26 protein-coding genes and 3 pseudogenes are annotated in these 25,827 nt (G+C 75.2%); 8 read left to right on the top strand and 21 right to left on the bottom strand.

What is annotated here, in order from left to right:
* Window positions 1-290 precede the first annotated feature (290 nt).
* The gene (locus ACFWTC_RS25585) at window positions 291-1,058 is read right to left on the bottom strand and encodes a hypothetical protein (RefSeq protein ID WP_384074650.1); all 768 of its coding nucleotides are present in this window, start codon (window positions 1,056-1,058) and stop codon (window positions 291-293) included.
* Between the two features lie 171 nt (window positions 1,059-1,229).
* Complete coding sequence (locus ACFWTC_RS25580; protein WP_383933329.1) at window positions 1,230-2,252, bottom strand: helix-turn-helix transcriptional regulator; 1,023 nt, start codon at window positions 2,250-2,252, stop codon at window positions 1,230-1,232.
* Between the two features lie 63 nt (window positions 2,253-2,315).
* Between ACFWTC_RS25580 and ACFWTC_RS25575 the strand changes: the two genes are divergently transcribed.
* Window positions 2,316-3,503, top strand: coding sequence for an epoxide hydrolase family protein (locus ACFWTC_RS25575; RefSeq protein ID WP_383933331.1), 1,188 nt, complete (start codon window positions 2,316-2,318; stop codon window positions 3,501-3,503).
* Between the two features lie 79 nt (window positions 3,504-3,582).
* On the opposite strand, the gene ACFWTC_RS25570 is transcribed toward ACFWTC_RS25575, so the two are convergent.
* Complete coding sequence (locus tag ACFWTC_RS25570; RefSeq protein WP_383933333.1) at window positions 3,583-4,776, bottom strand: MFS transporter; 1,194 nt, start codon at window positions 4,774-4,776, stop codon at window positions 3,583-3,585.
* Between the two features lie 228 nt (window positions 4,777-5,004).
* Window positions 5,005-5,178, bottom strand: coding sequence for a CsbD family protein (locus tag ACFWTC_RS25565; RefSeq protein ID WP_351284341.1), 174 nt, complete (start codon window positions 5,176-5,178; stop codon window positions 5,005-5,007).
* A 183-nt stretch (window positions 5,179-5,361) separates the two neighbouring features.
* Between ACFWTC_RS25565 and ACFWTC_RS25560 the strand changes: the two genes are divergently transcribed.
* The 3 genes and pseudogenes from ACFWTC_RS25560 to ACFWTC_RS25550 all read left to right on the top strand — a co-directional run.
* Window positions 5,362-5,589 carry an acyl carrier protein gene (locus tag ACFWTC_RS25560; protein ID WP_384029669.1) on the top strand — a complete coding sequence of 76 codons (228 nt, stop codon included), beginning with the start codon at window positions 5,362-5,364 and terminating at the stop codon, window positions 5,587-5,589.
* A 356-nt stretch (window positions 5,590-5,945) separates the two neighbouring features.
* Window positions 5,946-6,089 (top strand): annotated as a pseudogene (locus tag ACFWTC_RS25555) (mycothione reductase); the annotation flags it as partial.
* Window positions 6,090-6,153: 64 nt separating this feature from the next.
* A pseudogene (locus ACFWTC_RS25550) lies at window positions 6,154-6,225 on the top strand (hypothetical protein); the annotation flags it as partial.
* Between the two features lie 179 nt (window positions 6,226-6,404).
* Here ACFWTC_RS25550 and ACFWTC_RS25545 read toward each other — a convergent pair.
* Both ACFWTC_RS25545 and ACFWTC_RS25540 read right to left on the bottom strand, forming a co-directional pair.
* Window positions 6,405-6,587, bottom strand: coding sequence for a hypothetical protein (locus tag ACFWTC_RS25545; RefSeq protein ID WP_383931122.1), 183 nt, complete (start codon window positions 6,585-6,587; stop codon window positions 6,405-6,407).
* A gap of 154 nt (window positions 6,588-6,741) precedes the next feature.
* Entirely contained in the window at window positions 6,742-7,113 is a 372-nt protein-coding gene (locus ACFWTC_RS25540; RefSeq protein ID WP_384029671.1) for a VOC family protein, read from the bottom strand.
* A gap of 142 nt (window positions 7,114-7,255) precedes the next feature.
* Here ACFWTC_RS25540 and ACFWTC_RS25535 point away from each other — a divergent pair, with 142 nt between their 5' ends.
* Window positions 7,256-7,657: a hypothetical protein gene (locus ACFWTC_RS25535; protein WP_384029673.1), complete on the top strand. Its 402-nt coding sequence runs from the start codon at window positions 7,256-7,258 to the stop codon at window positions 7,655-7,657.
* A gap of 50 nt (window positions 7,658-7,707) precedes the next feature.
* Here ACFWTC_RS25535 and ACFWTC_RS25530 read toward each other — a convergent pair whose 3' ends face one another.
* The 3 genes from ACFWTC_RS25530 to ACFWTC_RS25520 form a co-directional block, all read right to left on the bottom strand.
* Complete coding sequence (locus ACFWTC_RS25530) at window positions 7,708-7,926, bottom strand: hypothetical protein (protein ID WP_383931129.1); 219 nt, start codon at window positions 7,924-7,926, stop codon at window positions 7,708-7,710.
* Between the two features lie 230 nt (window positions 7,927-8,156).
* Entirely contained in the window at window positions 8,157-8,345 is a 189-nt protein-coding gene (locus tag ACFWTC_RS25525; RefSeq protein ID WP_383931132.1) for a DUF6381 family protein, read from the bottom strand.
* 38 nt (window positions 8,346-8,383) lie between these two features.
* Entirely contained in the window at window positions 8,384-8,623 is a 240-nt protein-coding gene (locus tag ACFWTC_RS25520; protein ID WP_383931135.1) for a DUF6213 family protein, read from the bottom strand.
* Window positions 8,624-8,974: 351 nt separating this feature from the next.
* Between ACFWTC_RS25520 and ACFWTC_RS25515 the strand changes: the two genes are divergently transcribed.
* Together ACFWTC_RS25515 and ACFWTC_RS25510 are read left to right on the top strand one after the other, a co-directional pair.
* On the top strand, window positions 8,975-9,343 hold the full coding sequence (locus ACFWTC_RS25515; protein WP_384029675.1) for a PRC-barrel domain-containing protein: 369 nt from the start codon (window positions 8,975-8,977) through the stop codon (window positions 9,341-9,343).
* Between the two features lie 145 nt (window positions 9,344-9,488).
* Window positions 9,489-10,286: a VOC family protein gene (locus ACFWTC_RS25510; RefSeq protein WP_383931171.1), complete on the top strand. Its 798-nt coding sequence runs from the start codon at window positions 9,489-9,491 to the stop codon at window positions 10,284-10,286.
* Between the two features lie 51 nt (window positions 10,287-10,337).
* Here the strand turns inward: ACFWTC_RS25510 and ACFWTC_RS25505 are convergent, their stop codons facing one another.
* The 12 genes and pseudogenes from ACFWTC_RS25505 to ACFWTC_RS25450 form a co-directional block, all read right to left on the bottom strand.
* Window positions 10,338-11,492, bottom strand: coding sequence for a discoidin domain-containing protein (locus ACFWTC_RS25505; RefSeq protein WP_384029677.1), 1,155 nt, complete (start codon window positions 11,490-11,492; stop codon window positions 10,338-10,340).
* Between the two features lie 269 nt (window positions 11,493-11,761).
* Window positions 11,762-12,319 (bottom strand): annotated as a pseudogene (locus ACFWTC_RS25500) (phage tail protein); the annotation flags it as partial.
* A complete protein-coding gene (locus ACFWTC_RS25495) occupies window positions 12,316-14,280 on the bottom strand; it encodes a putative baseplate assembly protein (RefSeq protein WP_383931142.1) in 1,965 nt (654 codons plus the stop codon). The gene ACFWTC_RS25495 and the pseudogene ACFWTC_RS25500, both read right to left, overlap by 4 nt.
* Entirely contained in the window at window positions 14,280-14,777 is a 498-nt protein-coding gene (locus ACFWTC_RS25490; RefSeq protein ID WP_383931145.1) for a GPW/gp25 family protein, read from the bottom strand. The genes ACFWTC_RS25495 and ACFWTC_RS25490 overlap by 1 nt, the downstream gene beginning before the upstream one ends.
* Window positions 14,778-14,850: 73 nt before the next feature.
* Window positions 14,851-16,710, bottom strand: coding sequence for a VgrG-related protein (locus ACFWTC_RS25485; protein WP_384029679.1), 1,860 nt, complete (start codon window positions 16,708-16,710; stop codon window positions 14,851-14,853).
* Window positions 16,707-17,432 (bottom strand): LysM peptidoglycan-binding domain-containing protein, encoded by a 726-nt coding sequence (locus tag ACFWTC_RS25480; RefSeq protein ID WP_384074648.1) that lies wholly within the window; start codon window positions 17,430-17,432, stop codon window positions 16,707-16,709. Before ACFWTC_RS25480 ends, ACFWTC_RS25485 begins: the two co-directional genes overlap by 4 nt.
* Window position 17,433: 1 nt before the next feature.
* Entirely contained in the window at window positions 17,434-17,871 is a 438-nt protein-coding gene (locus ACFWTC_RS25475; RefSeq protein WP_383931152.1) for a phage tail protein, read from the bottom strand.
* A 69-nt stretch (window positions 17,872-17,940) separates the two neighbouring features.
* Entirely contained in the window at window positions 17,941-18,450 is a 510-nt protein-coding gene (locus ACFWTC_RS25470; protein WP_383931155.1) for a hypothetical protein, read from the bottom strand.
* Between the two features lie 2,350 nt (window positions 18,451-20,800).
* Window positions 20,801-20,944 (bottom strand): hypothetical protein, encoded by a 144-nt coding sequence (locus ACFWTC_RS25465; RefSeq protein ID WP_383931158.1) that lies wholly within the window; start codon window positions 20,942-20,944, stop codon window positions 20,801-20,803.
* On the bottom strand, window positions 20,941-21,459 hold the full coding sequence (locus ACFWTC_RS25460; RefSeq protein ID WP_383931160.1) for a hypothetical protein: 519 nt from the start codon (window positions 21,457-21,459) through the stop codon (window positions 20,941-20,943). The genes ACFWTC_RS25465 and ACFWTC_RS25460 overlap by 4 nt, the downstream gene beginning before the upstream one ends.
* Entirely contained in the window at window positions 21,459-21,902 is a 444-nt protein-coding gene (locus tag ACFWTC_RS25455; RefSeq protein ID WP_383931163.1) for a phage tail protein, read from the bottom strand. The genes ACFWTC_RS25460 and ACFWTC_RS25455 overlap by 1 nt, the downstream gene beginning before the upstream one ends.
* 98 nt (window positions 21,903-22,000) lie before the next feature.
* A complete protein-coding gene (locus ACFWTC_RS25450) occupies window positions 22,001-23,665 on the bottom strand; it encodes a phage tail sheath family protein (protein WP_384029685.1) in 1,665 nt (554 codons plus the stop codon).
* 206 nt (window positions 23,666-23,871) lie between these two features.
* On the opposite strand from ACFWTC_RS25450, the gene ACFWTC_RS25445 reads away from it, so the two are divergent.
* Window positions 23,872-25,809: a BTAD domain-containing putative transcriptional regulator gene (locus ACFWTC_RS25445; protein ID WP_384029687.1), complete on the top strand. Its 1,938-nt coding sequence runs from the start codon at window positions 23,872-23,874 to the stop codon at window positions 25,807-25,809.
* The last annotated feature ends 18 nt before the right edge of the window (window positions 25,810-25,827 follow it).

Here is a 25,827-nt window from a genome sequence, read left to right as displayed (position 1 = left end):
TAGCGCCAGACGTCGCGGTGGAGGGCGCGGACGAAGCGGTCTGCTTTTTCGGGGTCGCCGTCGCGGGCGTCGAGGGCGAGGCGGGTGGTCTCCGCATCCGAGTCGGGAGTGTGCCGGCAGTGCTGCGTGGTCAGGGCAGGAGTCATCGCCACAGGTCCTCACGGCCAAAGGGGGGTCCGGCGTCGCGGGGTGCGCGGGGCCGGTGAAGGGGGTATGGCCCGCCGTGGGGCGGGGCCGATGCCCGGGCGCGGCGGACGGGGGCCGTCGGCGTGCGCGCGGGGAGCCGGCTGTCAGAGGACAGCGGTTCCCGTCGGGGGACCCCGTGAGGTGATGGCGTGGACGAGGAACAGCCGCCGCGGTGTGCGGTGCTGCCGGGTGCGACGCGCGTGCGGGCCGGGCCGGAGCGGCGTCGCCGGCCGGTGGAGGAGCAGGCGCAGCGGCGTCCCGAGCCGCCCGGCGACGGCGCGCAGCACGCGGAACACGGCCCGCTCCCCGTACGCCAGCCACAGGCCGCACAGCACGGCGGCCAGCAGGTGGGCGCTGAGCATCCCGGCCGGTGACATGGCCGTCACCCCGTGTCCGCCGCCCGACAGTGCGCCGCCCGGCAGCACGGTCCCCGGCAGTGCCGTGCCCGCCGAGAAGGCGGACGCCAGCTCGTGCGGGGCGTGGTGCGCGTGCGCGGCGGACTCTGCCAGCGGGTGGGACGCCGACCCGCCGATCGCGGCCCGTGTCCCGCTGCCGCAGGTCACGTACTCCGCCCACTGGCGGGCGAGGGACGTCCCGGTCGGCAGGGAGGGGTGGACGAGCGACTGGGCCAGGGAGAACACCGCGTGGAGCACCGCCTGGACGGCGACGGCCACCGCGGTGACGGCGAGCGGCCCGCGCTCCCGGCCGGCGAGCCCCCAGGCCGTGGCCGCGGTGCCCGCGCACGCGGCGCCCATCGCCCACCAGGGCACGGCCGCCCCGGACATGAGGAGGTGGCCCGTGGCGGCGAGCAGCACGCAGAGGGCCGCGAACATCGCAGCCCGTAAGACGCGGAAACAGCGGCCCGGCTTCATGGCGGGCTCATCCTCGCACCAGCCTCTCGAGCCGCGCACGGTCGTGCGCACTTCCGGACAACTTCCTTTGGCAGAGCTAGCGATGGAAGAGATGCGAGCGTGCTGCGTGCTGCGGGTGGAGGGCGGTGACCCACCGCTCCACCCGGCTGACTACCCGGCGGGCCGGGACGTTCAACGTCCGGGGAACGCGGACTTCCCGGGCTCCGGCTCAGGCTCCGCCCCCCGAGACGACGGGGGCCGCGTCGACCTGGCGTAACGTCCCGCCAGATCCTCCAGGTGGGCCACCAGTTCCGGCGGACCGGTCACCGTGAACTCGTACCCGAGCATGCCGAGGTGCACGGCGAGGCTGTCCAGCGAATCGGCCCCGGTTTCCAGCACGCACGTGTCGGTGTCCACCGCCTCGACCACGCCCACCGCCGGATTCACCCGCTCCAGGACCGCCGCGGCCGGGGCGTGGACGGTCACCCGGGCCCGGTGCCGCCAGGCGGCGGCGGACGCCTTGCCCGCGACGAACCGGGCGGCATCGCCCTCCGGGTCCTCCCGCGGCGCGAACCGGGGGCCGGCCGGGGTACGGGGCGTGAGGCGGTCGACCCGGAACAGGCGCCAGTCGTCGCGGTCGACGTCCCAGGCCACGAGGTACCAGCGGCGCCCCCAGCTGACGACGCGCTGCGGCTCCACCAGTCGCCGGGTCGCCGTCCCCGCGTGGTCGCGGTAGTCCAGGCGCAGCCGCTCACGGTCCCGGCACGCCGCCGCCAGCTTCATCAGCGTCTCGGTGTCGACGGCCGGCGAGGGCCGGTCGGCCGGCACCGGCGCCGTGTACTGCTGCAGAGCCCGCACCCGGCGCCGCAGCCGGGACGGCAGGACCTGTTCCAGCTTGGCCAGCGCACGCAGCGACACCTCCTCCACCCCCGACAGGGCACCCTGTGCGACCGTGCGAAGGGCCACGGCCACCGCGACCGCCTCGTCGTCCTCCAGCAGCAGCGGCGGCATCGCGGCTCCGGCGGCCAGCCGGTAGCCCCCGGCCGGTCCGCGGGTGGCACCCACCGGATAGCCCAGTTCGCGCAGGCGCTCGATGTCGGTGCGCACGGTCCGGCCGCTCACGCCGAGCCGCTCGGCGAGTTCGGACCCGGGCCACTCGCGCGGCGACTGGAGCAGGGAGAGGAGTCTGAGGAGGCGTGCGGAGGTTTCCAGCATGCGACCCACCGTTCCCGCTCATTAGGAAGGAACTCTTCCTATACGGATCCTAGTCTTTCTCCCATGGACACCAACAGCAACGCCCAGGCCGCTCCCGAGACCGCCCCCGCCCTCGCCGCCGACAGCATCCGGGCCTTCCGGATCGACGTCCCGCAGAGCGACCTCGACGACCTGCGCCAGCGCCTGACCCGTGCCCGCTGGGGCACCGGCGTACCGGGCGTGGACGGCTGGGAGCGCGGCGTCCCCGTCCCGTACCTGAAGGACCTGGCCGCCTACTGGGCCGACGTATTCGACTGGCGCGCGGCGGAGGCCCGGCTGAACGCGTTCCCGCAGTACCTGACCGAGATCGACGGTCAGGACATCCACTTCGCCCACGTCCGCTCGGCCGACCCCGACGCCGTCGCGCTGCTCCTGATCCACGACTGGCCCGGCTCGTTCGTCCAGTTCGTCGACGTCGTCGAGGCGCTGTCGCAGGACTTCCACGTAGTCGTCACCTCCACGCCCGGGGTCGGCTTCTCCGGGCCGCTGACCTCCACCGGCTGGACCACCGGCCGCATCGCCGGTGCGTTCACCACCCTGATGGCCCGGCTGGGCTACGACCGTTACGGGGTGCAGGGCAACGGCGGCGGTGCCTGGATCGCGGGGGAGATGGGCCGGATCGACCCCGGCCACGTGGTCGGCGTCCACCTCAACGGCCTGGTCACCTTCCCCTCGGACGACCCCGCCGACTTCGAGGGCCTCACCGGGGCGGAGCAGACGCGGCTCCAGCGCCTCCAGGACTTCCGCGAAGACAAGATGGGCTTCAACGCCATCCAGTCCACCCGCCCCGAGACGGTCGGCCACGCCCTGCACGACTCGCCGGTCGGCCAGCTCGCCTGGATCGTCGAGAAGTTCAAGGAGTGGACGGACCCCGCGAACGAGCTTCCCGAGGACGCCGTCGACCGCGACACCCTGCTGACCAACGTCAGCGTCTACTGGTTCACCGGAACTGCCGCTTCCTCCGCCCAGCTGTACTACGAGACGGCCCACGACCCCGCCGCCTGGGCGCCCAAGGCCCCTGGAACGGTCCCGACCGCCGTGGCCGTCGCCCTGCCCACCGACGTCGCGATCCGCCGGTACGCCGCACGCGACCACCACGTCGTGCGCTGGACCGAGTTCGAGCGCGGCGGGAACTTCCTCGCCCTGGAGCAGCCGGAGCTGCTGGTCGAGGACGTCCGCGGGTTCTTCGCCGACCTGGCCCGCGACGCGTAGCGCCACGCAGACGCGCAGCGCCACGCGGACATCGCCGTGCCGGAGCGGGCCCCGCCCGCCCGGCCGTCGGCGTACGGGCTCAGGGCGCGGCGGGGCGCACCGGCCGCCGGAGCAGGTAGGCGCCGGCGGCCGTGACGAGGACGGCCATGCACGCGATGAACACCAGCCCCGCCCCCTCCACACCCATCGGACCCGACAGCACCCCGACCCCGATCACCGGCACGGAGATGCCGGTGTACGCCACCACGAACAGCGTCGAGATCACCGCCGCCCGGCGGTCCGGGGGAGAGGCCCCGGCCACCGCGGACAGCGCCCCGCGAAACGCCAGACCCTGACCTGCCCCGCCGACCAGCGCGCTCAGCACCACCAGCGTCAGCAGGTCCCACCACAGGGCACCCGCGAGCAGCGCCAGCCCCGCGAGGAGCCCCGCGCAGCCGAGCGGCAGCGCCCGCCCCACCCCGATCCGGCCGACCGCCAGCTGCCCGGCGGTGGAGGCGAAGAAGGCCAGCGCCACCACCAGCCCGATCACGGCGCGGTTGTGCACGTCCAGGGACTCGGTGAGGAACGCCGGGCTGACCGAGGTGAACACGCCGAACAGCGCGAACCCCACGAACGAGGCGATCGCCGCCGGGCCGAACACCGCCCGCACCCGGGCCGGAAGGCCGGGCCGCTGCGGCCGCACGGTGTTCAGCGGCCGCAGCTCCCGCACGCTCTCCGGAAGCCGCAGGAGCACGGCGGCCGACCCGGCCACCAGGACGAGGTGCACGACGAACGGCAGGTACAGCGGCCAGGGCGCGTACTGCGCCAGCACCCCGGCGAGCAGCGGACCGCAGCCCAGACCGCCCATGTTGGCGGCCGTTGCCGCGAAGGTGGCCCGCGAGGCGCCGCCGGACGGGGCCAGCTCCATGACGTACGCCGTGGCGGCCCCCGTGAACAGGCCGGCGGAGAGCCCCGACAGCAGCCGCCCCGTGTACAGCCAGCCGAGCCCGGTGGCGCACAGGAAGCAGACGGCGCTCGCCGTCGCGCACGCCAGGCCGGCCAGCAGCACCGGGCGCCTGCCCACGGCGTCCGAGGCGTTGCCCGCCAGCAGCAGCACCCCGATGACCCCGAAGGCGTACACGGCGTACACGACCGTCACCGTCAGCTCGGAGAACCCGAACTTCTCCTGGTAGAGGCCGTAGAGGGGGGTGGGCAGCGTGGTGCCCGCCATGCACACGGCGAACACCGCGGCGGCGAGGACACACGGGCGCCAGCCCCGGTGATCATCGTCCATGCCGCCGACGGTAACGCCGCGCGTCTCCGCGGCTCAGCGCGGCGTGCCCGGCGCGCCGCACGGCCGGGAGAGTGGCGACCGCTCGGGGCCGACGGGCTGCCCCACGCACCGCATGACCAACGGACCTGACTGGACCTGACCTGATTTGACCGACCGACGGACCGTGCGCGCGCCGCGGCCCCGGACCCGTGACGGGTCCGGGGCCGCGGCGGTCACGCGGGGTGCCGGTCAGCGCTTGAAGATGTCCTTCATCTTCTCCTTGGCCTGGCGGGCGTCGCCCTTCGCCTGTTCGGCGCGGCCCTCGGCCGTCAGCCGCTCGTTGCCCACCGCGCGGCCGGCCGTCTCCTTGAGCTTGCCCTTGGCCTGCTCGGTCTTGGCCTGGCTCTTCTCGTTCTCCGACACAGCTGATCACTCCCTGGGGATGGGAACAACGTACGCCTCCCGTCTGACCGGTATCCCGGTCCGCAAACGGAGCGGACGGAGGAGTCGGATGTCGGCCAGAGTGACGGTCCGTCCGGTTGTGCGGGCCCGCTTCGGGGGTAGAGGCGGGTGACAGCGAACGACGTATCGGTTAGAGGAGACAACGTGGAGCGGGACAGCGTGGTGGGGCAGATCGTGGCCAGACGCAGTGGGCGCCCGGTGGAGGAGCTGGAGCCGCAGACCGATCTCGCGGACCTGGGACTGGACGACGCCGCGGTGATCGGGATGCTCGGGGAGCTGAAGGCCGCCGGGTTCCAGGTCCGGGACGGGGTGGACCTGGGGAGGATCACCACGGTCCAGGCCCTGACCGACGCGGTCAGCCCGACGTCGTGACCCCGCAGGCCCGTCACCCCCGGCCGTGAGCCGGGCGCCGCGACCGCCAGCGCGGCGGCCCGCCACGGCGGGGCCGGGCCTCGTGACCCGATGCGACATCACGATCTTGTTGTCATCGGTGCGGGTTCCGGCAACGCCGACCTCGACGGGTCGTTCGCCGACCTCGACGTGGCCGTGGTCGAGGAGAAGTGGTTCGGCGGGACCTGTCTGAACGCCGGCTGCGTCCCCAGCAAAATGCTCGCCTACGCCGCCTACGCCGCCCACGTCGCGGAGACCGTCCGCGAAGCCGGTACGTACGACGTCGACGCGGAACTGCGGGCGGTCCGCTGGCGCGAGCTGCGGTCCCGCTCAAGCACATGGCCAACCGGGAGGCGCAGGTCGTGTCGCACAACCTCCGCCACCCGGACGGCCTGGCGTCGGCCGACCACGGCAACGTCCCGGCAGCGGTCTTCACCCGCCCGCAGATCGCCTCGGTCGGCGCCACCGAACAGGACTGCCGGGTCCGGGGACTGGACTACGTGGTGGGGACGGCACGCTACGCAGACGTCGCCTACGGCTGGGGCCATGGAGGACACCACCGGCTTCTGCAAGGTGCTCGCCGAGCCCGGCACCGGCCGGCTGCTCGGCGCCCACCTGATGGGGCCCCAGGCCCCCACGCTCATCCAGCCGCTCGTCCTCGCGATGGCCCTGGGACCGACGCGTCGACCCTCGCCGGGACCCCGTACTGGATCCACCCCGCGCTCACCGAGGTCGTGGAGAACGCCCTCCTCGACCTCGGTCTCTGAGCGCGGCGGCCGGCCGGGCCGGGGGCAGTGTCATCGTCTGCGGCCACGGCCCCGCGCGGCCAGCCCGCTCGCCACCCCGGAGACGTGCAGCGCGAGCAGGGCGAGACCGACGAGCATGAAGTTGGTCGAGGTGAAGACGTTGTTCGTGGAGATCTCTGCCGCGTTGATCAGGAACGCGATGAAGAACAGTGCGGCGGCGGCTATGCCCAGCATGGTGGTGCCCCTCTCAGTAGGTGAGGGGCGTGTGCCCCGCCGGAGCCGGACCATGAGCGGCCGGAGCGTTTGATTCCCGGACCGGTTTCCACGCCGGTTGACGCCGTGGTTCCCGCCCTGGTTCCGCCCTGACTTCCTCCCGCGCGGCAGGGGTTCAGCCGTGGGAGGTGTCGATGAGGCGGAACCGGTTGCCCTCGGGGTCGGCGAGCACCACGAAGTCGGGGTCCGCGGGATACGCGTCCCAGTCCACGTGCCGCGCGCCCAGCGCCACCAGGCGCGCCACCTCCGCCTTCTGTTCGGCCGCGTCGGCCGCGTACAGGTCGAGGTGGACGCGCGGCCGCTCCTGCACCGGCGAGGTGCTCAGGCCCAGGGCCAGCCCGGGGCCGGGCCCCTCGGCGGGTACCAGGACGGTCCAGCCGGCGTCGACGGCTCCGTCGCGGGGGACGTACCCCAGCGCCGCGCCCCAGAAGGCGGCGGCCCGCCCCACGTCCGCGGCGCCCATGACGATCGTTCCGATGGTCAGCATGATCCGATTCTGGCAAACCCGCGGACCGTTGGGCCCCGGAGTCCGCCGCGCGATTGACCGACGGGCTCGGGACCGGCTTTCGCGGTCGGCGAAGTGGCGGACCCGGCTGTCTGGCGCGGCGGAGGCTGGGCAGGCGTCAGGCATGACTGATTCCGAGACGAAGACGACCAGCGGATTCCACGTCACCGTGCACGGCGAGCGGTTCACCTGCCGGGCGGTCTCCGGACTGGGACCGCAGGGCGACGGCGGCCTGCCCGGCCAGGTGCTCACCGTCACCCTGACCGACTGCGTCCTCACCGACACCCCCAAGGCCCAGGAGTGGGCGCTGTCCGCCGAGGCCGCACCGGTGGTACGGCACGTGAAGATCGAGGAGCTGGCCGGGGACGCGGCCGGGAGCGGGGCCGCTCCCCTGGCCACCTGGTACCTCAGCGATGCCCGGCCGGGCGCCATCGGCGACCACAGCACCACGGCGTCCAACCACGAGACCCGGATCGACCGGCTGACGGTGTTCGCGGAGAAGATCGCCCCCGACCTGCCGGTATGAACCTCGGGCGACCTGCCGGTATGAGCCTCGGGCCGCCGGGCCGCCGGGTCTCAGGCCGCGTGGCGGCCGTGGCGCCCCCGCCGCGCGGGCCCGGCGGCGTGCCGGCCCCCCGAACCGGCCAAGGCCCGCAGGTGCCGCCTTCGGGGCGCGGGGTCCCTCGCATCGAGCATGCGCTCCTCGTAGCGGTCGAGTGCGAGCAGGGCGCACAGGAGGAACGGCGGCACGAGGAGCACGGCGAACATCACGGCGGGTCCTTCGGCAGGGAGCACGGTCCTCAGCGCACCTGCCCCGCCCCGCGGAGGGGAACCCCGGCGGTCGGCGCACGGGTGCGGCCCGAGTGCGCCGGTCGCCGCCGGTACCGGCAGGACGCGGAGCGGGGTTGTTCCCGCAGGTCATGGCAGTGGGCCACCCCCTCGGCTCGGGGGTGGCCCACTGCCATGCTGCGACGCGTTGCTCCCGCCGTACCGCCCCGTCCGGGGCGGTGGCCCCGGACGGGGGCTCACATCGGGTCCATGGTGCCGCTGCCGGGCCCGTTGACCCGCTCGCTCACCTCCCGGATCCGCAGGGCCTTGCGCATGAGCCGGTCGTGCTCCGCCGGCTCGGTGGCGTGCGCCGCGGCCTGCTCCAGCTCCTGGGCCTTGTCGCGCATGCGGCGGGCGTTCTCGTCCGTTTCGCTGGTGGCGTCCATGGGTCCTCCTGGGATGACGGGTCGGGGGAACGGGACGGTCAGGGCTCCTCGCCCGGGGGCGGGGTACAGGCGATGCACTCCGCGTCGATCTGATCGGCGAGCCGGTTCAGCACTCCGGTCATGGCCAGCACGGTCTGCGGATCGGCGTCCGTCTCCTCGGCATCCGTCGCGTCCAGCCAGTCGGCCGCCACACGGCGCAACAGCGCCGTCACCTGCTCGGCCGGTATGAGGAGGACGCCCTCTTCCGTGGGGATCAGGGGGATGGGGATCTGGATCATGTAGCCGCCGCCTCTCGCCGAGGTGTCGGGTGCGCACCGTTCGTCCGCCCCTCTCCCGGAGCGGGTACCCGGGCAGGAGGTCGGCAACCCGATCGGGCCGAGGGCCCGGCGCGGCACGGGACGCCGTATGGGTTGGACCGAGTCGTATGAAAAAGGATATCCGGGGTACCTGTCAGCATGCCGGAGTGGTTGCCGTGACGCAGCAGGGAATCATGTTGTTGCCTCCAAGGATCGGCAGCCACTCCGGTCCCGCCCCGGACCGGACGTGGTGTCGGGGCCTGGTCCCGGGGGCAGGCGCTGAACCGTACGGACGTTCTGCGAGGCGTTCTCCGACCGGAGGAGTTGTTTCACGTGACCGAGCGCGCATGGAGCTACGCGGCGACTTCGGGGCACCTGGCCGGCGCCGATCTCACCGGATTCCGGGTCGAGGCCACCGACGGCGGCATCGGCAAGGTGGACAAGCACTCCGACGAGGCCGGTGAGGCCTATCTGGTGGTCGACACCGGAGTGTGGATCCTCGGCAAGGAGGTGCTCCTGCCCGCGGGCACCGTGACCCGGGTGGACCTCGAAGAGGAGAAGGTCTACGTCGACCGGACCAGGCAGCAGATCAAGGACGCCCCGGAGTTCCACCAGGCGGCCCACCTCGCGGACCCGGAGTACCACGACCAGATCGGCACGTACTACGGCATCGGCGGCACCTTCGGCAGCCACCGCGCCTGAGGGCACCTCTGGGCACTCACCAGGCACATCGGACCCGCGGTCACGGGCGGACACGGCGCGTGACCGCGGCAGCCGTGCCTCACGGACTCTCGCCCGCGCCGGGGCTACCGTGGACGGGACCTTCCCACCCGAGCGGCAGATGAGGATGGTAGCTGTGTCCACGTCGAGCCATGAGGTCTCCGGCGCCCCGTGCTGGGTGAGCCTGATGACCCCGGACCTTGATTCCGCGCAGCGGTTCTACGGTGCTGTGCTGGGCTGGGAATTCCGCCTCACCGACCTCGGAGACGGCTTCACCGTCGCCTTCCGCGACGGCGCGCCCGTCGCCGGCCTCAGTGCGCTGGCCCAGCGACTGAGCCTGCCGGCTGCCTGGACCCCGTACTTCGCCGTCAATGACGCCGACGTGACCGCCGCGCGGATCCGGGAGCGCGGCGCCACCACGGCCGTCGGCCCGCTCGCCTTCGGCACCGGGCGGGCCGCCGTGGCGGCGGACCCGGCCGGCGCCGTCTTCGGGTTCTGGCAGGGCGAAGTGATCCCGGACTGGTCGGTGGGCCGCGGTACGGCCCCGGCATGGCTGGAGCTGCGCACGCGGGACGCGTTCGCCGCCGCCATCTTCTACGGCGAGGTCCTCGACTGGGCGGGCGAGGAGCCCGGCTGCTGCTCGGTCTCCTACGAACACGACCACGTCGTGCTCCGCCACGGCCGCGACACCGTCGCCCGGATCAGCGGCGGCGCGCTCGAAGCGGACCCCGACCCGCTGGTCCGCCCGCGCTGGCACGTCCACTTCCGGGTGCCGGACCTGGAGGCGACCGTGGAGGCGGCCGCCCGCATGGGCGGGAGGACCGCATCCCCGGTGCGGACGACCAGCGACACCCGCTCCGTCGTCCTCGCCGACGCCGAGGGCGCGCTCTTCACCGTGGTGGCCCCGCAGCGCCCTCCGGCCTGAACGGGGCACCGGCACCCGACGGCAGGGCGGCTTGAGGCGCCCGCTGGAGCCTCAGGTGCGGGAGCGGCCGAAGAACTCCACTTCCGCCACCGCCACCTGCCGGTCCGGGCCGCTGCCGTACGCCGACCGCAGGACGATCCGTACGGACACGGTGTTCCGGCCCCGGACGTCGACGCGCTGGACGCCTCCGTCGTTGAGGGTCTTGTGCACGGTGCGGGAGCGGCCGGCGGAGTCGGTCACCACCAGGTCGATCTCCTGAGGCCGGGCCTGGTCGGCGGCCTGGCCGGGCCGCTTGGAGGTCCCCGGGGTGACGAGCACCGCGAGGAGGTCCACGGGCTGGGCGAAGTCCGCCTGGAGGTGCTGGCCGTTGGAGTCGCCCGCGTACCCCGTGCCCCACCAGGTGTTGGAGTAGTTGTCGAAGGCCGCTTCGGGGCCGTGGCCCCCGGCGGAGTGGGAAGCGTTCCAGGTGGTGGGGCGGACCGCGACCCGCTTGGCGAAGTGGTCCTGGACCGCGCGGGCGGCGGGCGGGCCCCCGATCAGCCCGCCGACGGCCACCAGCACGAGCGCCGCCACCACGACGGCCCGCACGATCCACCGCCGCCGCTCCCGCCGCAGCGCCGGGCGCATGCCCGCGAAGGGCCCGGACGCCGGCTCCCCGCGCCGGGTCTCCAGCGCCGCGGCGCAGGAGCGGCAGAAGACCCGGTGCGGAGCGTTCGCGCGGCCGCAGGCCGGGCAGGGCGGCCCTTGCTGCTCCGCGGCGGCCGGCTGCGGGGTGCGGACGCGCGGCCGGGCCGCCTCGGGCCGCCCGGGCAGGACGGTCCCGGGCCGCTCGGCCGGATCGCGGTCCGGCTCCGCGCCGGCGGGTACCGGCACCAGCAGGGCGCGCGCCGCCTCCGCGCCCCCGCCGGCGGGCGCCGTGGCAGCCGCCGGGACCGGGGCGGTGGTGCCGGCGTCTGCGCCGACGTCCCGGCGGGCGTCCGCGGCGTCGGCGGCGCCCGGTCCGGGTGCGGGCTCCGGTGGCACCACGGGGAGCGGGGCGGTGGCCGGCTCGGACGCGTCCGCCTCGCCGCGGGGCGCGGGGGCGGCGGTCGCGCTCCCCGTGTCCCAGCGGAGGAAGGCGCCGCACGAGTCGCAGAAGGACTGGCCCGTCGTACGCGAAGGGGCGGCGCACTCGGGGCAGGGAGCGGTGGTCCCGGATACGGGCATGGTGGTCAGTTCCCTTCCGGAACAGGTGGGGCGGACGCATCGGGCGGTACGGAGGCGTCGGGTGGCACGGACGGAGAAGGCGGGGCCGACGGCGACGGCGACGGCGACGGCGACAGCGAGGGCGACGGCGACGGCGACGGCGACGGCGACGGCGAGGGTGAGGGCGACGGCGACGGCGACGGCGACGGCGACGGCGAAGCCCGGGCCGACGCCGAGCGCGCGACGGACGCGGAGGGCCCGGCAACCCGCGTCGCCGACTGCGGCGGGCCGGCCGCCAGCACCTCGGTCGTGAACGGCAGGTGCGCCGGCCGGGCCGCCGCGACGACCGCGGCGAGCCGGTGCCGGTCGCCCGGCGCCGGGTCGGGCAGCCGTACGGTGACGTGCAGGGCCGCCCGCGGCACGCCCGGGAACGGCCCGAGGGGCCCAGGCGACCAGGCGGCGCCCCCGCTCTCGGTGATCCCCGGCGCGACGCCGAAGCACAGCCGCACGGCCTCGGCCAGCCCCTGCCGGGTACCGCGCCGCCGGTGCAGGGCGGTGGCGGTGGCCACCGCGTGGCGGCGCACCTCCACCGGTTCGCCGCCCCCGAGTTCCGCCCCGACCCAGTCCGCCAGCCAGTCGACGAAGTCGGCCGGGGCGAGCGCGGGGTCGAAGTAAGCCTCCAGGCAGTCGAGCACGGTGAACACGGGCGCCAGCATCGCGTCCAGCCCCGTGACGAACCGCTGTGCCAGGTCGTCGTCCGCGTACACGGCGGGCAGGGCCGGGCCCAGCGGATGCGCGGACCGCAGCCCGTCCAGCGCACCGCGCGCGCTCGCGCCGTCGCCGCTCACAGGGCCTCGATCACGCGGACGCGGTGGTCGAAGGGGAAGAGCAGCGCGGACGGGCCGAGGTCGACGCGGTCGGTGGCGTCGCCGCGCCGCCCGGTCAGCGGGTCGGCCGGATGCAGCAGGACCTCGTCGACCAGCTCCACGCCCGGCACCCGCTGGAGGGCCGCGAAGACCTCCCCCGACCGCAGCGAGCGGCCGAACGGCCAGCCCCGGCCGTCCGAACCGCCCGTCAGCGGATCCAGGTACCTGTACAGGGCGTCCAGGGCCTCCTCGCGCACGAGGTCCGCGCCCGCCGCCCGGTAGCCGTGCACGGTGGCCACCACCGTCACCCCCTGGTAGAAGGGCGGGCCGACCGCCAACCGGGTTCCCAGCGGCCGCCGTTCGTCAAGGAAGCCGGTGATCCGGGAGAGCAGCTCGTCGCCCGGCACGAGCTGCTCGAAGCGCAGCCGGCCGCCCCGGTCGGTGACGGCCTGCGGCACGACCAGCACGCGGACCGCGTTCTCCCCGGCGGCGCCCGCCCCCGCGGGCGATTCCGTGCCCGCCGCGAGGCACTGGATGCGGGCCGCCTCCGGGGCCGCCCGCCGGGTCAGCTCCTCGTAGTCCCGCGCGGTCACCGCCCGCTCCTGGGCCCGCAGCGCGATCGGCGCCCGCAGCCGGGCCTCGTCGACGCTCTCCCCGTCGACCCCGCCCCGGGCCGCCTCCCGGTTCTCCACCCGCGCGATGTACGGGATCGAGCTGCGCAGCACCTGGATCGCCCCGCGCGCCACGTTCCCGCCGCGGCCGCCGCCCACCCCGTACCGGGTGGCCCGGACGGCCGCGCCCTTGGCCGGGACCGCCCCGAACTGGCGCAGCGAGCCGTCGGGTTCGCGTACGGCGGGGCCGAAGGCGAGCTCACCGGTGGTCGCGTCCAGTGTGAAGTGCCGGTCCCCGGGGCCGGACGCCGAGAAGTCCGGGACCCCCCGCCACCGCTGCCAGCCCTCCCCGTCCGAGACCTCCAGCAGGACGTCCCCCACCACGGGTACGCGCGCGAGCCGCACCCGGTGCCCCGGTACGCCCTCGGCCTCCCCGAGCGGCTCGTCCCGTACGAACTCGGCGTGCGAGGCCGTGACCGTGCCGCCGATGGTGAACGCCTCGGCGTCCCGCACGGTCGGCGAGGAGGTGTAGAACGGCTGCCCGGCCCGGGGCGCCGTCACCCGGCACCGCACCCAGCCGGCCTCCAGCCCGCCCAGCCGGGACAGGACGTGCCCGGCGGGCAGGTGCAGCACCACCTCGCCCGGCCGGTTCAGCCCGCCCGTGGAGTCGGAGGAGACCTCGCACTCCGTCCAGCCGTCCGGCGTCCACGCCTCCCACACCAGCGGGGGCTGCCGCGGGTCCACGCCCACGCCGTCGACCCGGCTGTCCACCCGCAGCACCGCCGTGCAGCCGGGGACCGCGGCCGACAGCCCGAACAGCAACAGGTCGTCAGGCTGCGGGAGTTCGGTGAACACCGGTACGTCCACACCCGCCCGGACCTCCTGCGAACGGTCCGCCGGAGCGGCCCCCGCGCCCTGGCAGAGCAGGTACGAGAGGGCGCACGGCACCAGGGTCAGATCGCGCTCGGTGGCGAAGACCACCGCCTCGTCGGTCTCCGTGCGCCCGGTGGCGACCTCGGTCCCGGCGGGCAGCACGACGGGCTCCGGCTGCGGCGCGGCCAGCCAGAACGTCACCGGGGCGCGTGCGGCCGAGGGCGGGAACAGGGTGATGCCGAGCAGGTCGAGGAAGGCCAGCTGGTTCTTCTCCGGAACCCGGTTCAGCCGGTAGACCAGCTGGTCGGCCATGTGCGCCACGGCCTCGATCAGGGTGACGCCCGGATCGGAGACGTTGTGGTCGCTCCACTCCGGACAGCGCTGCTGGACGTAGCGCTTCGCGTCGTCCACGAACTGCTGGAAGTGCCGGTCGTCGAGCCGGGGTGCGGGCAGGGCCATCAGTGTCGTCCGCTTTCGCCGTGGGCCTGGGGGTACCGGGTGGGGGACGGCGGGCCGCCGGGTGCGGCCGCCGCGTCACCGGCGCCGTCCACGGCCTCGCCGCCCTCGGCGGGTATCACGTAGAACGGGAAGACGAGGCTGCGCGGGTTGTTGGTGCCGCGCACCGCGTACCGCACGTCGATGTGCAGCACGGCGGGATCGTCCGGCGCGGGGGTCACCGTCACCTCCCGCACCTCGATCCGCGGCTCCCACCGGTCCAGCGCCGTGCGGACCTCGTACCGGATGCGGCCGGCCGTCGCGTCGTCGGCCGGCGCGAAGACCAGGTCGTGCACCGCGCAGCCGAACTCGGGGCGCATCGGCCGCTCCCCGGGGGCCGTCGCCAGGACCAGGCGCATCGCCTCCTCCACCTCGCGGTCCCGCCGGGCCAGCGCGATGGCGCCGCCCGGGTCGGTCCGCATCGGGAAGGCCCAGCCGGCCCCGACGAAGTGCTCGCTCATCTGCTCGTTCCCTTCATTCCCTCGTGTCCCGGTCCGTCTCCCCGTACCGGTCCGCCGGCGCGGACGGACGGGCTCAGAACGGCAGCCCGTTGCGCGTCGTGACGCCGATCAGCGAAACCGTCGCCGCCGTGATGCCGACGTTGCCGACCGCCTGCAGGGCCACCCGCCCCGGCGTCTGCACGTCCACCCCGAGCGTGGTCTTGACGTCCATGCCGAGCCCAGCCTTCAGGTGCAGTCCGCGGCCCGCGCTCAGGTTCAGCGCCCCCCGCGCCGACAGCGTCAGATCGCCGCCGGAGTCCACCTCGACGCCGCGGGCCCCGTGAATGGTCACGGTCCCGTCGCTGCTGACCGTGAGGGTGGTCTGCGCCTCGTTCAGCTGGACCGTCACACCGCCGTCGCCGGTGCGCAGCCGGATGCCGCTCGACGCGCGGGCCGCCCCCGCCCGCTCCAGCAGCTCCACCGTGTGACCGCTGCGCGCCGTCAGCGCCCGCCAGTTGACCTTGCCGGCCGTCGGGTCGACCGCCGGGATGCCGTCGGGTTCGCGGGTCGCCCTGTCCACCCCGTTGTAGAGCCCGGCCAGGACGTACGGGTGCTCCAGCGAGCCGCGGTCGAAGGCGCACAGCACCTCGTCGTTGACGTCCGGCAGCAGCAGCCCGCCGCCACCGGTCCCGCCGAACTGGGCGACCCGGCACCAGCCGCTCTCGTACGTGTCCGAGAGCCAGGGGAAGCGCAGCCGGACGCGGCCCATCCCCAGCGGGTCCTTGACGTTGGTGACCAGTGCCACCGCCACCCCCGGCAGCGGGGCCTCGGGCTCCGCGGCCCCGGTACCGCCCGAGGCCAGCCCGTACAGCGAGCGGAACTGCCGGCCGGAGACGGTCAGCCAGGTGACGTACGGCTGCCCGGAGGCGAACACGTGACGGACACCGGTCGCCGTGTACTTGCCCTCGAACGGGAACCCCGCGCCCTTCACCGCGACCGGCCGGCCCGGCATCAGCCCCGGATTGCCGGTGACCGCCACCTCCAGCTCCGCGAAGGAACCCGCCACGTCGTCCGCGAGCGCACGCGCGGCGTGGGTGACCTCCGAAGGGGCCGTGTAGGGGACGCGGGTGGCGTCCAGCCCGGCCTTCCCGAAGGGCGCCGCGAGCTGGGCCGCGGTGAGGTCCGCCACGATGTGCGCGGTGGTGCCCGCCGGCGCCGGCGCGGCCAGCGGCCGCTTGGTCAGCATGTCCCAGCCGCGCACCGTCACCTGGCCGACCTGCCCGGCGGAGGTCAGCGCGACCCGGCTCTGCAGCGTGTTGTGCCCGAACTCCAGGACGTACGGGCTCTGCAGCGCGGGCGTCGTGTCCGCGGGCGCGCCCGCGGCGGGTGCGAGCGGCGCGAAGTCGAGCTTCCCGTCCGGGTCGAAGGAGAGCCGGACGTCGTTCTCCGCCGCCAGCCGGTTCAGGTAGTCCCAGTCGGTGGTGCCGGGCTGGGTGGCCAGCTCGTACACGGTGGGCGTGGCCGCCACCCTGCCCAGGGCGATCCCGTTGTGGGCGGCGAGGCGGCGCACGATGTCGGAGGCCGTCATCTGCGGGTAGCCCGCGACCCGGCGGTTGCGCAGCAGCCGGTGGCCGGGGTCGTACCCGCGCAGCACCAGGCGGCGCCCGGCGCCCGGCTCGGCGTCCACCTCCATCGCCGTCACCTCCCCGGTGATCAGCGGGGTGCCGCGGACGCCGTCCGTGAACGGGCTGATCACCGCCTTCGAGCCGACGGTGAGCTGCGGGTAGCGCCGGGTCAGGGTGCCGTCGCCGTCGGAGAAGGCCAGAAGGAACGCGGAGGGCACGTTGACGCTCGCGTCCACCCAGCCCTCGGTCAGCAGCGAGGCCAGGGGGTCGGGCAGCACCGAACCGCCCAGGACGACGTGCAGGACGGTGGTGAAGGTGTTCTCGCTCATGCGGCACGCTCCGAGCCGGCGGGGAGGAGGAGTTCGGTCCCGGGGCGCAGCCGCATCGGGTCGTCGATGCCGTTGGCCTCGGCGATCACCCGCCAGCGCGTCGGATCGCCGTACTCGCGCCAGGCCAGCGAGGCGAGCGTGTCACCGGCCACGGTGCGGTGGACGCGGCGGGCCGAGAGGGCGCCCGAGGTCGGGTTCTGGCCCTTGGCGGACGTCGGGATCTCGGTCAGGGCGAGCGAGCACGTGGCGCGCAGCGGAGTGCCGTTCGGGCTGAACAGGGTGTAGGCCGCGCTCGCGTTCGTCACGTACGCCGTGAACTGCACCGTGCTGAACGAGCCCCAGGAGAACTTCACCCAGGGCGGCGACGGGGCCTGTGAGGTGACGCTCTGCTCGGTCACCTCGCAGCAGGAGAGCAGCAGTTCGACCTGCTTCAGCACCGTGCCGGAGCCCGGGGTGCCGGAGGAGTCGAGGAACACGTCGACGCGCAGCTGCGCCGGGCTGACGCCGGTGAACTTGGACGGAGCGCCCCGGGTGTAGGCGACGGCGGGATCGCAGCGCCAGTGGGCGGACCGGGACAGCTGGAGCTGGCGGGGGTTGAACTGGAAGCGCACTTCGCCGAGCAGGCCGCCGACGGACCCCCCGAGGACGGCGGGCGGCTGGTGGACGGCGAGCGAGGCCCGCGACAGCCCCGCGGCGGCGCGGCCGCCGGTGGGGGCCGCCATCTCAGACCCCTCCGGCGTCGGTGAACCCGTGGTGCGCGATCTCCAGGGTCTCGGTGGCGACGGACGGGGACGCCGGGTTCAGGGTCGGGCCCGTCCAGCGCACCGGGAGCACCTCCACCAGGCCCCACTGGGCGACGACGGAGCCGTCGGCGCGCAGGGCGGCGATCTGGGCGGTGGGACGGGTGATGCCGGTGGCGAGGGAGGAGATCCAGGCCGCGACGCGGGCGGTGTCGGCGGTGAGGGGGCGGGTGAGGCGGATGGTGGAGAAGGTGACACGGGTCGGCAGCTGCCAGACGAACCCGTTGTTCCCGCCCTCCTGGTGCTGCTCGATCTCGACCTGGGAGGAGAGCCCGTCGCAGCCGCTGAACAGCCCGAGGTTCTGGCCGTCGATGCTCAGCTTGAAGAAGACCGTGGATCCGGGGTCGGGGGGCGTGGGCATGCGGGACTCTCTGTTCGGGGGCGGGGCGGGGCGGGGCGTTGTGGTGCGGGGCAGGTGTGTACGGAGCGGTCAGCGGTCGCGGAGGCGGCCGAGGCGTTCGCGGTCCCCGCGGAGTTCGGCGCGCAGCAGCCGCGAGAGCGGGGCGACGAGGCGCCGGGCGAGCGCGTCGAGCTCGGCCTGCGGTGGGGGCTGCGACGGGGGCGGTGGTGCGGCGTCCGGGGCGACGGGGTGCGCGGCGCCGGGTGGCGGGGCGGCCGGGGCGGCCTGTACGGGGATGCCGGTCGGCGGGGGCGGGGGCAGTGGCGCCGGTGGTGCGGAGGGTGCCACGGCGGACGGGCGGGGGATCCGTTGCACGGGGACGGCTCTCGGCGGGGCCCCGGGGCCGGGGGGTACTGGGGGCGTGGAGGCGGAGGCGGCCCCCGGGGCGGTGTGCGGGCCGAGTGCGGCGAGCGGGAGGGGCGCCGCACCGGCGGGTACGGCAGAGGTCCGCCGCAGCACGGCGGGAGCCGCGGGCACCGGTTGCGGAGCGGGCCCCGCCGGGGTGATCGGCCGCCCGGAGGCCAGGGGCGCCGGAGCCACGGGTGCACGCTGGATCCGGGGCGGGGGAATCCGTACGGAGGGGAGGGGCAGGGGTGCGGGTCCCGGGGGCGGTGCCGGTGCCGGGGGCGGGGCTTGGGCCGGGGCCGTGGGCTTCGACGGTGCGGGCGCCGGCGGTTGCACGGGAGCCGGGGCCGGCTTGATCGGGGCGCCGATCAGGGGCCTCCGGAGCCTTGCCGGAGACTCCTCGGGCAGGGCGCGCTGCACCCGCCGTACGAGGGGCTTGTGAGTCCCCGTGCCCGACCCCGGGGGAGGAACGGGCACGGGGACGTTGAGGGCTCCTGCGAGGAGCGGTTCGGGGGGCGTCGCAGCCGGCCCTTCAGGGGTGGGTACGGGCTCGGGCAGGGGAACGTCCGGGGAGCCGACGGGCCGGAGCGTCCGCGAGGGCACCACGGGCCGGGGCGCGGAGGTCAGCGGCGAACCGGTGCGCGCGGCCCGCTGCACGACGGATACGGGCCGGGCGGGTTGCGCCGGTCGGGCCGGGCGGTCAGCCGGGGCACCGGCCGGCGCGGACGCCGGGAGGATCCGCGCCCCGGACGCCGCCGGAGCGGGACTCGGGCCCGTCCGCGGCGCGACGGCGGGCGCCGGGGCATCCGCGGAGGGGGTACGGCTGCCAGAGGTCTGCGGCCCGAACCCCGTACGGATCAGCGGCGGCGGGAAGGCGCGCACGCCGTGCTCGGCGTCGGGCGCGGGGACCTGACCGGGCGGGTGCTCGGCAGCGTTCGTAGGCGAAGTGCCGTCGCCCTTGGCCGCGTTGCCGTGGTCGGCGCCTCGCGTGACCCCGGCGCGGGGTGCCTGCGGCGCGTGGGCGCGCTGGACCGTGTTCCGGGCCGGCTCGGTGGTACCCGGTGCGGCTGGCGCCGGGGACGCCGTCGCGCGCCGCACGGGGGAAGCCGGTGCCGGTGCCGGTGTTCCGGCCCGGCCGGGTTCCGGGGCCGCGGAGGGTACGGGGGAGGCCCCGGGCCGGGGTGCGGCCGGGTCGGCGCGGTGTACGGGGGGTACGGGGGCGGGGGTCGCAGCTCCGCGAGGCGGCGTGGACGCTGCCGCTGCGGGGGCTGCCGTGGGCTCGTGGGTGGCGGCCTGAGGGGACGTGGGGCGGGGCCGTGCCGTGGTCTCGGGGTGGGGTGCCGCGGCGGCGGTGCGTTGTACGGGGTGCGGGGGAGCTGCGGTTGCAGCGCCCGGGGTGGGTGGCGGTGTGGCGGACGTGGGGGTGTGTGCCGTACGGGGTGCAGGGGAAGCGGCCGCTGCGCGTGCGGGGGACGGGTCCGGTGCCGGAGCTGCGGGGGTGGCCATGGGCCTCGGGGTGGTGGCCGGAGGTGGGGTCGTGGGGCGTGGCGTGGCCGTGTTCCCGGTCGGGGGTGGCGCGTGTGGGGCGGTTCCGGGCTGGGGGGTCGCGGCGGCGGCCCGCTGTACGGGGTGCGGGGGAGCTGCGGTTGCAGCGCCCGGGGTGGGTGGCGGTGTGGCGGACGTGGGGGCTGTGCCGTTCGGGCAATGCGCGGCGGGGGTGTGTGCCGTACCGGGCGCCCGGGAAGCGGCCGCTGTGGCGGCGGGGTACGGGAGCGGAGGAGGCGGCGCCGTCGAGGTGGCTTCGGTCGTCGGTGCGCGGTCCGGAGCCGGAGCTGGGGACGGAGCTGGGGACGAAGCCGGGGCTGGGGCCGGAGAGGGAGCCGGGGCCGTCGCCCGCGTAGGGGCGGGGCTCGCGGGGCGGGGGGACGAGGTGAAGGTCGCGCTGCCGGCGCCGGACATCGCCGGGCGGTCCGGGGCCGAGGACACCGCCGGGGCTGTCGGCGCGGGCGTGAAGGACGCGGCCGCCGGGGCGGCTTCGGCCGGTGGGGCGCGGTGGGGCGTCGGGGGTGGCGGGGTGGCGGTGGGGGCCGCGGGTAGCGGCTTCGGGGGGTGAGGGGGCGTTCCCGCCAAGGGCAGGCGTTGCAGGGTCGGGGCGACGGAACGCGGGGCCGGGCCCGGACCCGGGAGGACCGGTACGAGGGCGTCCAGGAGCAGGCCGGACGGAGCCGACGGCGCGACGGCGTGCCCCATCACGTTGCTGAAGGCCAGGGTCTGCCGTGTCGCCAGGGACATGGGGAAGTTCCGGTCGGCCGTCAGCCGCGGCACGCCCAGCACCCGCTGGACCGGCGCCGTGGCCGCCCACCCGCCGTCCGGGAGCGGTCCGGCCGCGTCCGTGACCTCGTCCACGGCGGCGACTCCGGTCCCGGCCGGTCCCGCCGGCGTTCCCGTACCGTCCACCGCGCGGTCCCGCCCGCGACGGCGTCGTCCGAACAGTCCCATCGTCCTCCCCTTTCCCTTCCGGTTCACCGTGCCGCCGCTGTTCCCGCTACGCTTCCTCCCATCGCGCCACCCGCCGTACGTACGCCTGCCGGTCCGCGTGTTCGAGGTCGAGGATCGTGTCCAGGTCCCAGTGGAGGTGGTAGGCCAGGTACGCGGTCTCCTCCTCGATCCGGTCGGCCGCGTACGTCACGATTCCCCCAGGCGGCTCCCGGCCAGCTCGACTTCGAACGCGCCCTCGCAGTGCGGACACGACACGGCCGCACGGGTGTGGCCCTCCGCGTTGATCCGCCGGTAGAAGTCCTGGAGGAAGGCGAGGTCGGAGGCGAACATGTTCTCCACCGTCCCGTCGTGCACCGCCGCCAGCGTGCCGAGCCGCGTGATCACGCGGCCCAGCAGCACCACCGACAGGTACGCCGGGTTCTCGCGCACCCGGACGTCCCGCAGCGGGACCAGCTCGTCGCGGGCCGTGGCCAGCCGCATCGAGCCGTTCCGGTGCACGCCGCCGGACTCGTCCACGAAACCGCGCGGCAGCTCGAACTCGAACTCCGTGCGCAGCGGCTCCCGTACGGCGGTACCCGGGCCGCCGACGCCCGCACCGGACGGGTGCCCGCCCGCCGGGGCGGTGGCCGGCCCGTGTCCCGCGACCGGCCCGTACGCCTGCCCCTGTGCCTGTGCCTGTCCCTGCCCTGGTCCCTGGCGTCGCATTACTCGATGACCAGCTCTTCGAAGGTGATGGTGACCTGCTCGGTGAGCGCCGATGCGGCGCCCGCCTTCACCGAGCTGACCTCCACCTTGGAGCACCAGGCATTGCGCAGGTTGTAGCGGCGTACCGGGTTGTCCTGGTAATCCATCATCATGATCGTGGCGTTCTTCCGGGCGGAGCCCATGTCGCCGTTGATCGAGGCGCTGATCCACTCGGTGAACGCGCTCGACTGGGTCGCGCCCCGTGTCACCGAGCACTGTCCGGCCTTCTTCACGCCGGGCAGCTTCTTGATGACGGGCCTGCCGTCCGCCGAGACCTGCTGGTACTCGATGACGTCCTGTTCCATGGACAGGCTGCTGACTTCTTGCAGGAACTCGACCATGACACCGTCGATCTGAAGGCCGAAATTGTGTGAGGTGAGTGCGTCACCCGGCTGAAGGGACATGCGGGGCTTCTCCTTGTACGGGGGTGAGTGGCGTGTGGGGAGTGTGCGGCGTGCGCGGTGAGCGGGCGGTCAGGCGCCGGGCTCTCGGCGGGAGGGGCCTATTCCTCCAACTCCCCGCCGCCGCCCGAGAACTGCGCCAGCCGGAACACCACGAACTCGGCCGGCTTGACCGGTGCGATGCCGATCTCGCACACCACCCGCCCGAGGTCCACGGACTCGACGGGGTTGGTCTCCGCGTCGCACTTCACGTAGAACGCGTCCTCGGGCCGCTGGCCGAACAGGGCGCCGGAACGCCACTCGTTGACGAGGAAGGCCGAGATGTTGCGGCGGATCCGCGCCCACAGCGCCTGGTCGTTGGGCTCGAACACCACCCACTGGGTGCCGATCAGGATCGACTCCTCCAGGTAGTTGAAGTAGCGGCGCACGTTCAGGTAGCGCCACGCCGGGTCGGAGGCCAGGGTGCGCGCACCCCACACGCGGATGCCGCGGCCCGGAAAGGCGCGGATGCAGTTCACGCCGACGGGGTTGAGCAGGTCCTGCTCGCCGCGGGTGATCTGGAGCTCCAGGTCGACGGCGCCGCGCACGACCTCGTTGGCCGGCGCCTTGTGCACGCCGCGCTCGGCGTCGTTGCGGGCCCATACGCCGGCCATGTGGCCGGAGGGCGGGACCACCTTGGTCTGCCCGCTCGACGGGTCGAAGACCTTGATCCACGGGTAGTAGAGCGCGGCGTAGCGGGAGTCGTAACCGGTCACCTCCATGCGCCACTTGCGAATGTCGCGGGCGTTCAGCCCGGGCGGCGGGTCGAGGACCGCCATGCGGTCGCCCATCAGCTCGCAGTGCGCGACCATGCCGAGCTGAACGGCCTTGACCTGCTCCAGGTCGATCAGGCCCTGCTGGTAGGCGGCCATGAGGTCCGGGACGGCCACCATGTTGATCTCGTCCAGGGCCTCCAGGCCGCCGAATCCGGTGCGGTCGGCGGAGTCCCCGATGAACTGCGCGGACTCCAGCGGTCCTTCCCCGGAGGACTGCGCGGCCCCCGACGGGGCCGTGGCGGAGGACGCGGGCAGCACGACCGGTGCCGGCACGGCCAGGGTGAGGGTCTGCGCCTCGGGCCGGGCCTGCGCCCCACCCGGCGCGGACTCCTCGACCACGATGGTCTTCGACCGCTGACGGATCTGGGTGACGACGTAGTTGCGTGCCGACTTCCGCGCGCTGACGTCGAAGTCCTCGACGAGCGTGTCGCCGTCCTTGACCAGCAGCTTGAAGCGGTCGGCGCCGCCCTCGCCCTCGACGTCCTGGACCTCGACGGTCAGCGTCCCGCCGTCGGCCCGGCCCGCGGCGAGCGCCGCCACCTTGAACGCGCCGAGCGCGACGGCCTCGCCGACCGCGATCCCCTGCGGAGCGGAGGCCCCGGCCGCTCCGGCGGCGGACGCGGCGGCCGGGCTGGATGCGGCGGCCGGGCGTCCGCCGTCCGCGGACGCCGGCCGGCCGGCCGCGGGGGCGCCGCCCACCCGGACGACGTACGCCGCCGTGCCGCCGTTGTTGAAGAACCCGTACACGGAGTGAGCCAGGTAGCAGCCGTCCGTGAAATCACCGAACTCGGCGACGTACTGCGACCAGTTGGTCACCAGCGTCGGCTCGTTCAGCGGCCCGTGGGGAGCCAGCCCCACGAAGGCGGCGACGGAGGTCCCCACTCCCTCGATGGGCCGGGACCCGCCGGCGACCTCTTCCACATAGACGCCGGGGGACAGGTAGGTGGGCACGCGGTGATCTCCTCGCGGTGGTGGGACGGGCCGGTTCCGCTGGTCAATCCGACCTTCGCCCATCCGCCCACCGCTGCGGGAGGACCGGGCGGACGGAGTCGGGGGCAGCCCGGGCTGCCCGCCCGTACCCCCCGCACCCGGCCGAAGTAACGTGGCCCCCGGCCGTGGTGGGGCGGATCGGGGGGCGCGTGACGCAGGAGCAGGGCGTGGGAGACGCGGCGGGCCTGCGGTTCCGGCTGCTCGGGCCGATGACCGCCCGGGTGCCCGGCGGGGCACCGCTGGCCCTGGGATCGAACCAGCAGCGGGCCCTGCTCGCCGTCCTGCTCCTGCGGCGCGGGCGTGCCGCGCCGATGGCCGTACTCCAGGACGCCCTCTGGGGCGAGCGGGTGCCGCCGCGCGCCGTGGGCACCCTGCGCACGTACGTGTCCCGGCTGCGCTCCCTCTTCGAGCCGGACCGGCCCGCCCGCGCCCCGGCCAGGCTCCTGCTGTCCGCCCCCGACGGCTACGCCCTGCGGCTGCGCCACCCGGTCCTGGACATGGACCAGTTCGAGCGGGGTCTCGCCGACGCCGCCCGGCTGCGCACCGCCGGTGACACCCGCGAGGCGTACCGCACCCTCGGTGACGCGCTCGGACTCTGGTCGGGCACGCCGTTCGCCGGGCTCCCCGGCCCGTACGCCGAGGCGCAGCGGGACCGGCTCACCGAACTGTGGCTGACCGCCCGAGAGGACCACTTCCACAGCGCCCTGGAACTCGGCCTCGACCGCGACATCGCGGCCGTCGCGGCCCTGCGCGCCTTCGCCGCCGAGCACCCGCTGCGCGAGAGGACCCAGGCCCTGCTCATGCTCGCGCTGCACCGCGCGGGCCGCTCCGGTGAGGCCCTCGCGGTGTACGAGGTCACCCGCAAGATCCTCGACCTGGAACTCGGGGTCCCGCCCGGGCCCGAACTGGCAGCGCTAAACCGCAGGTTGCGGGCCAGGGACGCCGCCGGTGGACCGGGCGCGGTCCGGCCGGGAACGGAATCCCCGCCCGCGGCGGCCCCGGGAAGGGAGCGCGCGACATCCGGCGCGGCGTCCGCGCCCACGTTCCCCTTCATCGCGGCGGGCCCGCCCGCCCCGGCAGCACCCTCTGCCCCGGCGGCCCCCCTCGCTCCCGCGGTCCCCCTCGCTCCCGCGGTCCCCCTCGCTCCCGCGGCCCCCCTCGCTCCCGCGGTCCCGTTCGCCGGTCGGGCCGCGGAGACCGGCCTGCTCGCGCGGCTGCTCACCAGCGGGGCCGACGCCGTGCCCGTGGCCGTGCTCACCGGCATGCCCGGCATCGGCAAGACGGCCCTGGCCGAACACGTCGCCGAGCTGGTCCGCGGCTCCTTCCCCGACGGCGTGCTCCGGGCCTGCCTGCGCGGCGGCGCCGCCGAGGCGCTGGCCCGGCTCGTACAGGCGCTCGGCGTACCACGTCCCGAGGTGCCCGACGGTCTGGAGGCCCGGGCGGCGCTCTACCGCTCGCTCCTGGCCGGGCGGCGCGTGCTCGCCCTCCTGGACGACGCGCACGACACCGCCGGGCTGCTCCCGCTGCTGCCCGGGACCCCGGGCTGCGCCGCGCTCGTCACGAGCACCGGGCGGGGTCTGCTCGTACCCGGGGCGCGCCTGGTCGACGTCCGGGAACTCGACGGGGCGGCCGCCCTGCGGCTCCTGGCGGCTGCCGCCGGGCCGGTGCGCCCGACAGGGGAGTCCGCGGCGCTGCGCGCCCTCGCCGGCCGGTGCTCCGGACTGCCGCTCGCCCTGTACCTGGCCGGCCGGCGGCTGAGCCTGGACCCCGCGCTCCCGGCGGCCGCCCTCGCGTCCGCGGACGGCCCCCGGCTGCTCGCCGCGCTGCGGGCCGACGGGGTCGCCGTCGAGGACCGGCTGCGCCGCTGCCACTCCCGCCTGACGCCGGCCGCCGCCCGGGCGCTCCGTGCCACGGCGGCGGCGCCCGACGCCTTCGGGCACGCGTGGGCCGCCGACGTGACCGGTGTCTCCGAGGCCGGGACGGCCGACGCGATCGACGAGCTCGTCGACTCGGGCCTGCTGCAGCCCGGCGCCTCGGGCAGCTACCGCTACCACCCGCTGGTCCGCGAGTTCGCCCGACAGACCCCCGCCCCCTCCGCGCACTGACACGCTCGGGTGGTCCGT

Source organism: Streptomyces sp. NPDC058619, assembly GCF_042717785.1.
Classification (GTDB): Bacteria; Actinomycetota; Actinomycetes; order Streptomycetales; family Streptomycetaceae; genus Streptomyces.
The sequence above is the reverse complement of the archived record's forward strand: the minus strand, read 5'-3'. Positions and strand labels throughout refer to the sequence as shown.

Excerpts from the sequence above, each read along its gene's own strand:
- ACFWTC_RS25455 (WP_383931163.1), bottom strand. The coding sequence starts at position 21,902 with ATGTCCCTTCAGCCGGGTGACGCACTCACCTCACACAATTTCGGCCTT.
- ACFWTC_RS25520 (WP_383931135.1), bottom strand. The coding sequence starts at position 8,623 with ATGATCCAGATCCCCATCCCCCTGATCCCCACGGAAGAGGGCGTCCTC.
- ACFWTC_RS25495 (WP_383931142.1), bottom strand. The coding sequence starts at position 14,280 with ATGGCCCTGCCCGCACCCCGGCTCGACGACCGGCACTTCCAGCAGTTC.
- ACFWTC_RS25525 (WP_383931132.1), bottom strand. The coding sequence starts at position 8,345 with ATGGACGCCACCAGCGAAACGGACGAGAACGCCCGCCGCATGCGCGAC.
- ACFWTC_RS25570 (WP_383933333.1), bottom strand. The coding sequence starts at position 4,776 with ATGGACGATGATCACCGGGGCTGGCGCCCGTGTGTCCTCGCCGCCGCG.
- ACFWTC_RS25485 (WP_384029679.1), bottom strand. The coding sequence starts at position 16,710 with ATGAGCGAGAACACCTTCACCACCGTCCTGCACGTCGTCCTGGGCGGT.
- ACFWTC_RS25505 (WP_384029677.1), bottom strand. The coding sequence starts at position 11,492 with ATGCCCGTATCCGGGACCACCGCTCCCTGCCCCGAGTGCGCCGCCCCT.
- ACFWTC_RS25475 (WP_383931152.1), bottom strand. The coding sequence starts at position 17,871 with ATGCCCACGCCCCCCGACCCCGGATCCACGGTCTTCTTCAAGCTGAGC.
- ACFWTC_RS25480 (WP_384074648.1), bottom strand. The coding sequence starts at position 17,432 with ATGGCGGCCCCCACCGGCGGCCGCGCCGCCGCGGGGCTGTCGCGGGCC.
- ACFWTC_RS25580 (WP_383933329.1), bottom strand. The coding sequence starts at position 2,252 with ATGCTGGAAACCTCCGCACGCCTCCTCAGACTCCTCTCCCTGCTCCAG.
- ACFWTC_RS25535 (WP_384029673.1), top strand. The coding sequence starts at position 7,256 with ATGACTGATTCCGAGACGAAGACGACCAGCGGATTCCACGTCACCGTG.
- ACFWTC_RS25545 (WP_383931122.1), bottom strand. The coding sequence starts at position 6,587 with ATGCTGGGCATAGCCGCCGCCGCACTGTTCTTCATCGCGTTCCTGATC.
- ACFWTC_RS25585 (WP_384074650.1), bottom strand. The coding sequence starts at position 1,058 with ATGAAGCCGGGCCGCTGTTTCCGCGTCTTACGGGCTGCGATGTTCGCG.
- ACFWTC_RS25540 (WP_384029671.1), bottom strand. The coding sequence starts at position 7,113 with ATGCTGACCATCGGAACGATCGTCATGGGCGCCGCGGACGTGGGGCGG.
- ACFWTC_RS25460 (WP_383931160.1), bottom strand. The coding sequence starts at position 21,459 with ATGCGACGCCAGGGACCAGGGCAGGGACAGGCACAGGCACAGGGGCAG.
- ACFWTC_RS25490 (WP_383931145.1), bottom strand. The coding sequence starts at position 14,777 with ATGAGCGAGCACTTCGTCGGGGCCGGCTGGGCCTTCCCGATGCGGACC.
- ACFWTC_RS25510 (WP_383931171.1), top strand. The coding sequence starts at position 9,489 with ATGGTAGCTGTGTCCACGTCGAGCCATGAGGTCTCCGGCGCCCCGTGC.
- ACFWTC_RS25575 (WP_383933331.1), top strand. The coding sequence starts at position 2,316 with ATGGACACCAACAGCAACGCCCAGGCCGCTCCCGAGACCGCCCCCGCC.